This is a genomic window from Burkholderia sp. Se-20378 (genome assembly GCF_017104665.1).
Lineage (GTDB): Bacteria > Pseudomonadota > Gammaproteobacteria > Burkholderiales > Burkholderiaceae > Burkholderia > Burkholderia lata.
In genome coordinates, this window is sequence record NZ_JAAGPG010000312.1 from 1 (window position 1) to 9,531 (window position 9,531).

A 9,531-nucleotide genomic window follows, 5' to 3' on the forward strand; every position below is an offset into this window, starting at 1 on the left:
TGCGACGCATCGGTCAACAGGCGTCCGCCTGCGAGCGGTGACCACAACATCGGCGGACAGCGCCAGCGCTGCGCCTGATCGAACGTGCCATCGTCGAGCGGCGCAAGATGCAGCAGCGAACATTCGATCTGGTTCGTCGCGAGCGACATCCCGTGCGCCGCCATCCGGTCTTGCAGCAACGCTGCCTGCGCAGCTGTAAAGTTCGATATCCCGAATTCCCTCACCTTTCCGTCACGCCGGAGCGCGGCAAAGGTCGTCGCGACTTCGTCGGCATCCATCAGGGGATCGGGACGATGCAGCAGCAATAAGTCGAGCCGGTCGGTGCGCAGCGCGCGCAGCGACTGCTCGACCGACGCGACAACGTGCGCGGCCCGCGTGTCGTAGTGCTTGATCCCGTGCGTGGGCCGGCGCGCGGATACGAGCCGGATCCCGCACTTCGTGATGATCCGCATCCGTTCGCGCAGGTGTGGCGCATCGGCCAGCACGTCGCCGAACAGGGCCTCGGCCGTATAGTCGCCGTAGATGTCCGCATGGTCGAAACTCGTCACGCCGAGTTCCAGCGCTGCCTCGATCAGCGCGCGACGCTCGCGGACCGACAACGCCCAGTCGCCGATCCGCCACATCCCGAACACGATGCGCGAGAACGGCGCGGCATCGGCACCCATCGATATCGTCGTACAACGTTCCGTCATCGCGCTCACCACCACCATTCGACCTGCGCGCCGACCGTCGAACCCGTACGCGACGTGCCGAAAATACCCGTCGTCGACAGCGGATCCCCGGGCGCCGCCGCATCCTGCGCGGCCTGGTTCCAGCGCGCATACGTGTAGAACACGCGGAATTCGGGCCGCGACCAGAACGAGCGGTCCATCGCGAGCGTCAGCGCGACGCTCGCCTTCAGCAGCGTGCGCGTCGGGCCGCCGGACGGCGTCACGCGATCGTGCCCGAGGTCGCCCTGCAGCTTGATGTGCTGCGTGAACGCATACACCGGCCGCACGCCCATCGATACCCAGGTCTGCGACCCGCCCGACGGCGCGATGTCGCGCTGGTAGATGCCGACCACCTGTCCGCCGAAGTCGCGCGTCACCTGCCAGTCGAACGCGTCGAGGATGCGCAAGCTCTTGTAGCGGTTGTCGTTGGTCAGCGTTCCCGTATAGCCGAGGCCCGTGCCCGGGCCGACGCCGTACTGGAACGCAAGCTTGTTCTTGCCGCCGAGCAGGTTGGTTTGCACGTGCTGGACCGTGAACGACCAGCCGCTGTGCGCGTCCTGCAGCATGCCGCCCGCATTCAGCACCGGTGCGCGTGCCGGGATGTAGGACAGCCCGAACTGCAGTTCGCCGCCGGGGTTCGGGTGCACGCCCGACAGTTGCAGGTCGTGGCGCGTCGCGTAGTTGGGCTGATCGATGTAGTCTTCGCGGAACAGCGCATAGCTGAGTTTCAGGCCGCCGCCGATCGGCACGTTCTCGATGCCGGCGCCAAGACCGCTCGGGTTCCAGTAAAAGAAATCGTTGGTGTGGACGTCGTTACGCCGGTAGTAGATGCGGCCAAACCAGATTCGCGTGCCGTCGAGCCCTGGAATGTCGGTGAGCTGCACGTACGACTGCGGCAGGCGGATCTGGCCGTGGTTGCCGTTGAAGGTCGGCAGACGATCAAGATCGTTCACGAGACTCGCCATGCCTACCGCGGAAAGCTGCATGCCATTGGCGAACTTGTAGAGCGTCTGGTCGATCTCCAGTTCGCCGTAGACCTGGCATTCATTGCCGAGCCGATATTTGCTCGGTGCGCCGGGCAACTGGAAGCATGCCTGCGAATGGCTGTCGCTCGTCCCGACGCCGGCCCGCATATAACCGTGGAACTGCGTCCAGGGTGTCAGCTGATTCCACGCCGACGACGGCGTCGGCGTGACCACGTTGGCCGGGCTGGTGTCGGCCGGTACGACGCCGGTCGACAGCGCGAGCGCGTCCGGACCGGCACCGGCGGCCACGGTTGCGGCAGAATCCGGGGCGGCGTGCAACGCCATCGATGCGGCGGTCAGCGAGCAGGCGGCGGCGAGCCGCGCGAGTCGGAAAGGCCTACGCACGCGGCGGTGGGCCGCGCGGCTTGCTTCGTCGAACATGAAGGTGTCTCCAAACGTTGGATGCGCGCCGCGTACGATGCGCGGCGTCGTCGAATGTGTATTGATGCCGGGTCGTCCGTCCCGGTTACCGCATGCCGGCGTGACTGACACGCCGCGCCGGCATGCCGCCCGTCAGCCCGCGACGTCGAGATCGAGGTCGAGCACCGGCGACGCGTTGCCGCTCGCCGGTTGCGGCGCATGAATGCGGATCGGTTCGCCCGCTGCCGCGCTCGCATAGATCGCGTCGAGAATCTCCATCACGATCAACCCTTCCTCGCCCGGCGCGGGATGCGGCACGTCGCACAGAATCGCCTCCGCGTAGTCGTACATCGCGGAACGCGCGCCGTCGGCGGGCGGATTCAGATGCATGTCGAACTGTGCGCCGTGCTGCTCGATGAAGATGTGCGCATCGAACGTGTAGCCTTCGTTCAGGTTCTTCTGCAGCAGCCCGGCGCGCGTGCCGAGCAGGCGCGTCTCCATCAGCTCCGCCTCCTGGATATGGGTGGCCCACGATGCCTCGAGCGCGAGCGTCGCGCCGTTGTCGAAACGGATCATCGCCGCGGCGAGATCCTCGACGTCGAAGGTCTTGCCGGCATGCGCCGCAAGCGAGCGCGCGATAGGATCGTAGGTGCTGCCCATCACCCAGACGGGCTTCGGATAGCCCATCAGCCACAACGCGAGATCGAGGCGATGCACGCCGAGATCGATGAGCGGCCCGCCCCCCGCCAGCGCCTTCGTGCCGAACCAGCCGCCGAAGCCCGGCATCCCGCGCCGGCGGTGCCAGACGGTGCGACCGAAGTAGAAATCGCCGAACACGCCACCGTCGACCTGCGCCTTCAACGCGCGCGACTGCGCGCTGAAACGGTAGGAGAAGTTGATCATCAACCGCTTGCCGGCACGCTGCGCGGCGATCAGCATCTCGCGGCCCTCGTCCGCATTCAGCGCCATCGGCTTCTCGCACAGCACGTGGCAGCCGGCGTCGAAAGCCGCGAGCGTCAGCTCGCGATGAAACTTGTTCGGCGTGCAGACGCTGACGACGTCGAGCCGCTCCGCGGCGAACATCGCGTCCGCCGATGCGTAGCGCGCGTCGATCCCGAACGCGTCGCCGATCTTCGCGATGCGCTTAGCGTCGGGATCAGCGATCGCGACCACATCGACGTCCGGGTGCTCGCGCCAGCCCTCGATATGCTTGCGGCCGATGCCGACTCCGATCACGCCCACGCGCAGGCGCCTGCCGCGCGCCACCGCCGCGGCTTCAGGCAACTCCACCTTGTAGTCGTCGTTCATGCGAGATCTCCCGCGGTCTGCTGGATACCGACGTGTGCGAATTGCCCGCTCTTCTCGCTGAGTACCTCGAGCGGCAGCGACATCGGACAACGGTCCGCGAGATTCACGCGCGGCGCGGCCCACTGCACGGCATTCGCGATCACGCGTTGCACGTTGCAATCGTGATAGGTCGGATAGGCTTCATGGCCCGGACGGAAGTAGAAGATCCGGCCGTGGCCGCGCTCCCAGCAACAGCCGGAGCGAAACACCTCGCCGCCCTCGAACCACGAGATGAATACCGTTGCATCCGGCTGCGGAATATCGAAGCGCTCGCCGTACATCTCCTCGTGCGGCAGCTCGAAATACTCGCCGAGCCCGGCCGCGATCGGATGCGACGATTCGACGACCCACAACCGCTCCTTCTCCGCGGCCTCGCGCCACTTGAGCGAACAATTCGTGCCGAGCAGGCGGCGAAAGATCTTCGAGAAATGCCCCGAATGCAGCACGATCAGGCCCATCCCCTCGAGCACGCGGCGCTGCACACGCTCGACGATTTCGTCGGATACCTTCGCATGAGCCTTGTGCCCCCACCAGATCAGCACGTCGCACGCGGCGAGACGCGCCTCGTCGAGCCCGTGCTCCGGCTGGTCGAGCGTCGCGACGCCGATCTCCAGCGGCAGCGCGCCATGCCCGAGCGCGGGCGTTTCCGCCAACGCACTGGCGATCACCTGGTGCAGGCCGTCCGGATAGATCGCGCGCACGCCGGCGTTTTCGCGTTCGTGCTCAAATTCGTTCCAGACGATCACCGAAAGTTTTTTAGTTTGCATAACTATCCTTTTTGTATAAGTTGGCGCCGATTCGACAGCGGCCGCGCGCCGTGGCCGCCTGAAAGCCGTGACCGGATTTAGCGCGTGGTGCTCAGGCCGTCGCGCGCGTCGCGGCAGCGGCGTCGCTCGGCATGCGCACGGCCGCGCGACCGTCCGGGTGAAACAGGTGCAGCGCGCCGGCCGGCAGGTCGACGCGGATACGCTCGCCGATCCGCGCGCCGGCAGCGTCGGTCTTCGCGACGATCGGCTGCGCGGCAAGCGGCGTATTCAGGTAGAGATAGGTATGTTCGCCCATTTGCTCGACGTGCGCGACTTCTCCCGTCACGTCGCCGGACCCGACCCGCACATGCTCGGGGCGAATGCCCAGCGTCACGTCGCCGCCCCACGCGAGGCCGTCGCCCGATACGCTTGAGACGAGCGCGTGGCCGCCGGCCAGCGTGCGCACGTCGCGGGCGCCCGCCGACACGACGGTCGCCGGCAGGAAGTTCATCGCCGGCGAGCCGATGAAACCGGCCACGAATTGGCTCGCCGGGCGGTGATAGAGGTCGAGCGGCGTGCCGACCTGCGCGACGCTCGCGACGCCGGCCCGCCCTTCGAGCGGGCGCAGCAGGACGATCTTGTCCGCGAGCGTCATCGCCTCGACCTGGTCGTGCGTCACGTAGATCATGCTGGTGCTGTCCAGGTTGCGATGCAGCTTCGCGATCTCGACGCGCGTCTTCACGCGAAGCGCGGCATCGAGGTTCGACAACGGCTCGTCGAACAGGAACACCTTCGGCTTGCGCACGATCGCGCGGCCGATCGCGACACGCTGGCGCTGGCCGCCGGACAACGCACCGGGCTTGCGCGCGAGCAGTTCGTCGAGGCGCAGCGATTCGGATGCAAGCCGCACGCGCCGGTCGACCTCGTCTTTCGGCAAACCCAGGTGCCGCAGGCCGAACGCCATGTTTTCGTAGACCGACATGTGCGGATACAGCGCGTAGCTCTGGAACACCATCGCGATGTCCCGGCGCGCGGGCGCCAGCGCATTGACGCAGCGCCCGTCGATCCACACGTCGCCGGCGCTCTGTTCGTCGAGTCCGGCAATGATCCGCAGCAACGTCGACTTGCCGCAGCCCGACGGACCGATGAACACGCAGAACTCGCCGGGCTCGACCGTCAGGTTCACGTCATGGAGGATCGGGGTTGCACCGAACTGCTTGTGAAGACCGCTCAACTTGATCTGGCTCATGCTTTCACTCCTGTTTGACGACGGCGGGCCTATGCCCGCTCAACCCTTGACCGCGCCGGCCGTCAGCCCGGACACGATCTGACGCTGACAGACCATCACCAGCAGCACGAGCGGCACCGTGACGATCACCGATGCGGCCATGATCGTTCCCCACGGCAGCTCGAAGCTGCTCGCGCCGGAGATCATCGTGATCGCGACCGGGACCGTCCGCTGCCCGGACGAGATCGTGAAGGTCAGCGCGAACAGGAACTCGTTCCAGGCCGACACGAACGCGAGCAGCGACGTCGCGGCGAGCGCGGGCCGCAGCAGAGGCATGAAGATCCGGAAGATCAGCGTGAACACGCCGACCCCGTCGACCAGCGCCGCCTCCTCCAGTTCGCGCGGCAGTTCGCGCATGAACGTGACGAGGATCCAGATCGTGAACGGCAGTGTGAAGATCAGGTCCGAGAGCACGAGTGCGCCGAGGCGGTCGTACAGGCCAAGGGCGCGGATCAGCTCGAACAGCCCCGACAGGATCGCGACCTGCGGAAACATCGAGACGCCGAGGATGCACATCATCAGCACGCCGCGCCCGCGAAACGACACGCGGCCGAGCGCGTACGCTGCCAGCACCGATACCGCGAGCGACAGCGCCACCGCGCCGCCAGCAACCCACGCCGAATTCAGCAGGTACGCGCCGAACGGCTGGTCGCGGAACAGCTGCCGGTAGTTGTCGAGCGAAGGGCTCGCCGGAAACAGCGACGTATCGAACAGCGCATCGCCATGCTTGACGGACGTGCCGATCATGTAGACGAGCGGGAACAGCGCGACCGTCAGCACGAGCGCCGACAGCACCCCGTATACCGCGGTCTCGAGCGGATGCTTCTTCATCTCAGGCCTCCTGGATCCCGCGCCGGCTGACGGCCATGTAGCCGACGGTGAACAGCACGATCGTCACGAACAGCAGCATCGCCGACGCCGACCCAAAGCCCACCTGCTGGAAATCGATCAGTTGTTCACGCACGTACACCGACATGCTTTTCGTGACACGGCTGTTCGACGTCATCACGTAGATCAGGTCGAACACGCGCAATGCGTCGAGCGATCGGAAGATCATCGCGACCAGCACGCCGGGCAGGATCAGCGGCAACGTCACCGACCGGAACACGCGCCAGCGCGGAACGCCGTCGACGCGAGCGGCCTCGTAGCAGTCACGCGGCACGGTCTGCAGCGCGGCGAGCATCAGCAGCGCCATGAACGGTGTGGTCTTCCAGACGTCGACGAACACGATGGTCGGAAACACGAGGCTTGCATCGGCGGTGAACGCGAGCGGTTCGCGAATCGCGCCGATCGCCATCAACATCGCGTTGACGATGCCGAACTGGTCGTTGAGCATCCAGCTCCAGATCTTCGCGGACACGACGGTCGGGATCGCCCACGGCACCAGCACGGCCGCGCGCAGCAGCATGCGCAACCGCGACGGTACGTCGAGCAGCAGCGCCACGCCGAGCCCCGCTGCCGTCTCGAGCAGCACCGATACGACGGCGAACAGCACCGTGTTGCCCACCGCCTGCCACCACGACGGGTCGCGCAGGACGCCCGCCGCACCGATGTAGTTGTCGAGGCCGACGAACCGCCGCTGCGTCAGGTCTGACAGCTGCGCGTCGGTCAGGCTGAACCAGGCGGTGCGCAACAGCGGCCAGCCGGCGATCGCCACCAGCATCAGCATCGCCGGTGCGACCAGCAGCCACGCCTGGCGGCGGCGCGCACTCGCCAGCCCATATCCGGCTCGCGCCGGACTCTCTACCAATGAAGGAGTCCTGCCTATTTTGACACTTGCAGTTCTCATGGAAAGTCTCCCGTCAGGGCCGGCGCCGACGGGCGGCCGGCCGGGTCGATCGTTCGTGAGGCGCCGCGCTCAGCGCCAGTTGCCGCCCGGTGCGAGCCGGTTGAGCGACGCTGCGAGCCTCGCGAGCGCGCTCGCCGCGGTGTCGCTGCCCGCGAGCACGTCGTGCACGGCATTCCAGAACTGGTTGCTGACCTGGGTGTATTTGGCGCCGGTGACCATCGATGGCCGGGCGACTGCGCTGTTGAAGATCTGCAGCAGGTCGGCCATGTACGGGCGGGCCTGGAGGACGTCCTTGTCGTGGTAGAGCGCGGGTATCGTCGGATTGAACGACGCCTGCACCGCGCGTATCTTCTGCGCTTCCGCGCTCGACATGTACATCACGAGATCGGCGGCGAGCTTCGGGTTGGGCGAGTAGCGCGACACCGCGAGGTGCCAGCCGCCAAGTGAGGCGACCTGACGGCCATCGGCGCCGCCCTTCGGCAGCGGTGCGATGCCGACCTTGCCTTTTATCGGACTACCGTCGCGGTTAGCGATGGCCAATGCGTACGGCCAGTTGCGCATGAACACCGCGTTGCCTGCCTGGAACACGCCGCGCGACTCTTCCTCGCCGTAGTTCAGGACCGCCTTCGGGCTGATCGTGCCGACCCATTTCGCGGCCTGGTCGAGCCCCTTGATCGCTCCCGGGTTATCGATCGTGACGTGTCCCTTGTCGTCGACCACCGTGCCGCCGTTGTGGCTGGCGATCCATTCGAGCGCATCGCAGGTGAGCCCTTCGTAGGCACGCCCCTGCCAGACGAAGCCCCACAGCTTCTCGTTGCCGGCGGCACGTTCGCTCGCCTGGATCCTGCGCGCGGTCGCGTCGAGTTCGTCCCACGTCGCGGGCACCTTCGCCCGGTACTTGTCGAGCAGGTCCTTGCGGTAGTACAGCACGCCCGTGTCGATGAACCACGGCATCGCGACCAGCCTGCCGTTCACGGTGTTGTTCGCCACGATGCTCGGGAACGACTGGCTTTCCTGACCTTTGCTGTACGGCTTCAGGTCGACCAGGTGGTTCGCGAGGATCCCCGGCCAGACCCCATCGATCTGCATCACGTCGATCTTGTCCGATCCGCTGCCGAGGAGCTGCTGATAGAGCGCGAGCTGCTCGCTCGAGTTGTTCGGCATGCTGATGAGCTCGACCTCGTTGCCGGTCTTCTCGGCCCAGTGCTTCGCGGCGGCCTGGCAGGTTTCCTGGTCGAGGCCTGCCGTGCCGCACGCAATCCTCAGCGTCGCCGCACCGGCCGTAGCGGCCGTCATCGCAAGCGCCATCGCCAGCATGGCCGACTTGATCTTCGTCATAGGGTGTCTCCGTCCGTTGTTCGATTTTTGCGCCGTGGCGTCGCGACCACGTCGCCGTTGCCGTACCGCTATGAAACACCCGTCCCGTTAATCGAAAATTTCGGAAACACGCGTTGCCATTAACAATCGAAACAATCGGCGCCGGGCGTCAATCCAGCAGCGCGGCGAGCGCCGCCAGATCGAACGGCTTCTGCACGAACGGCCGGTCCGCCCGCCAGTCGGGATGCGCCTGATGCATCTCGGGCGGCAGGCCCGAGGTCAGCGCCACGCGCTGGGCCGGCCAGCGCTCGGCGAGCCGCGCGGCGAATGCGATGCCGCTGCCGCTCGCGCCGAGCGACATGTCCGACAGCACGAGCTCGACCGGGCCATGCTCGGCCAGCCAGCGCAGCGCGGCGTCGCCGTCGGCCACCGCGTCGGCCTGTGCACCAAGCGCCTCGAACTGGCTGACCGCCGTGTCACGCACCTCGGCATCGTCGTCAACCACCAGCACGCGTACTCCCCGGTGCGCTTGCGCGTGCCGGACGCGCCCGGACGCGGGCCCGCCGTGCCGCATCGCCAGCCTGACGACGGGCGGGCCGCTGTCCGGCAATCGAAGCTCGATGCGCGTGCCCCGGCCGATCTCGCTGTGAATCCGCAAATCGCCGCCACTTTGCCGGACAAACCCGTACACGCTGCTGAGCCCGAGCCCGCTGCCTTCGCCTGCGGCCTTGGTCGTGAAGAACGGCTCGATCACCTTGTCGAGCAGCACGGACGCGATGCCGCACCCGGTATCCGTCACGCTCAGCACGATCGTCGCCGGGTCGCCCGTTGCATCGGACGCCGGCTCGCGATGCGCGGACAGCGTGAGCGTCCCGCCGTCCGGCATCGCCGCCGCGCTGTTGAGCGTCAGGTTGAGCACCGCGTTCTCGAGCTGACCGCGGTCGACGTT

Annotated in this window: 9 protein-coding genes; all 9 read right to left on the reverse strand. The window is 66.7% G+C overall.

What is annotated here, in order from left to right; genetic code table 11:
* The coding region (locus G3N93_RS26165) for an aldo/keto reductase family oxidoreductase (RefSeq protein WP_241026707.1) at nucleotides 1-692 on the reverse strand (692 nt) is incomplete at its 3' end.
* A 5-nt stretch (nucleotides 693-697) separates the two neighbouring features.
* Nucleotides 698-2,116 carry a carbohydrate porin gene (locus G3N93_RS26170; protein ID WP_206134269.1) on the reverse strand — a complete coding sequence of 473 codons (1,419 nt, stop codon included), beginning with the start codon at nucleotides 2,114-2,116 and terminating at the stop codon, nucleotides 698-700.
* A 132-nt stretch (nucleotides 2,117-2,248) separates the two neighbouring features.
* On the reverse strand, nucleotides 2,249-3,403 hold the full coding sequence (locus tag G3N93_RS26175) for a Gfo/Idh/MocA family protein (RefSeq protein ID WP_206134270.1): 1,155 nt from the start codon (nucleotides 3,401-3,403) through the stop codon (nucleotides 2,249-2,251).
* Nucleotides 3,400-4,209, reverse strand: coding sequence for a ThuA domain-containing protein (locus G3N93_RS26180; RefSeq protein WP_241026708.1), 810 nt, complete (start codon nucleotides 4,207-4,209; stop codon nucleotides 3,400-3,402). Before G3N93_RS26180 ends, G3N93_RS26175 begins: the two co-directional genes overlap by 4 nt.
* Nucleotides 4,210-4,300: 91 nt before the next feature.
* Complete coding sequence (locus G3N93_RS26185) at nucleotides 4,301-5,437, reverse strand: ABC transporter ATP-binding protein (RefSeq protein WP_206134271.1); 1,137 nt, start codon at nucleotides 5,435-5,437, stop codon at nucleotides 4,301-4,303.
* 39 nt (nucleotides 5,438-5,476) lie between these two features.
* On the reverse strand, nucleotides 5,477-6,307 hold the full coding sequence (locus G3N93_RS26190; protein ID WP_174979240.1) for a carbohydrate ABC transporter permease: 831 nt from the start codon (nucleotides 6,305-6,307) through the stop codon (nucleotides 5,477-5,479).
* Nucleotide 6,308: 1 nt separating this feature from the next.
* On the reverse strand, nucleotides 6,309-7,226 hold the full coding sequence (locus G3N93_RS26195; RefSeq protein WP_241026709.1) for a carbohydrate ABC transporter permease: 918 nt from the start codon (nucleotides 7,224-7,226) through the stop codon (nucleotides 6,309-6,311).
* Nucleotides 7,227-7,334: 108 nt separating this feature from the next.
* Entirely contained in the window at nucleotides 7,335-8,603 is a 1,269-nt protein-coding gene (locus G3N93_RS26200; protein WP_206134272.1) for an ABC transporter substrate-binding protein, read from the reverse strand.
* Between the two features lie 148 nt (nucleotides 8,604-8,751).
* Nucleotides 8,752-9,531: ATP-binding protein (locus G3N93_RS26205; protein ID WP_206134273.1), on the reverse strand; the 780-nt coding region annotated here is incomplete at its 5' end.

Excerpts from the sequence above, each read along its gene's own strand:
- G3N93_RS26170 (WP_206134269.1), bottom strand. The coding sequence starts at position 2,116 with ATGTTCGACGAAGCAAGCCGCGCGGCCCACCGCCGCGTGCGTAGGCCT.
- G3N93_RS26190 (WP_174979240.1), bottom strand. The coding sequence starts at position 6,307 with ATGAAGAAGCATCCGCTCGAGACCGCGGTATACGGGGTGCTGTCGGCG.
- G3N93_RS26175 (WP_206134270.1), bottom strand. The coding sequence starts at position 3,403 with ATGAACGACGACTACAAGGTGGAGTTGCCTGAAGCCGCGGCGGTGGCG.
- G3N93_RS26200 (WP_206134272.1), bottom strand. The coding sequence starts at position 8,603 with ATGACGAAGATCAAGTCGGCCATGCTGGCGATGGCGCTTGCGATGACG.
- G3N93_RS26180 (WP_241026708.1), bottom strand. The coding sequence starts at position 4,209 with ATGCAAACTAAAAAACTTTCGGTGATCGTCTGGAACGAATTTGAGCAC.
- G3N93_RS26185 (WP_206134271.1), bottom strand. The coding sequence starts at position 5,437 with ATGAGCCAGATCAAGTTGAGCGGTCTTCACAAGCAGTTCGGTGCAACC.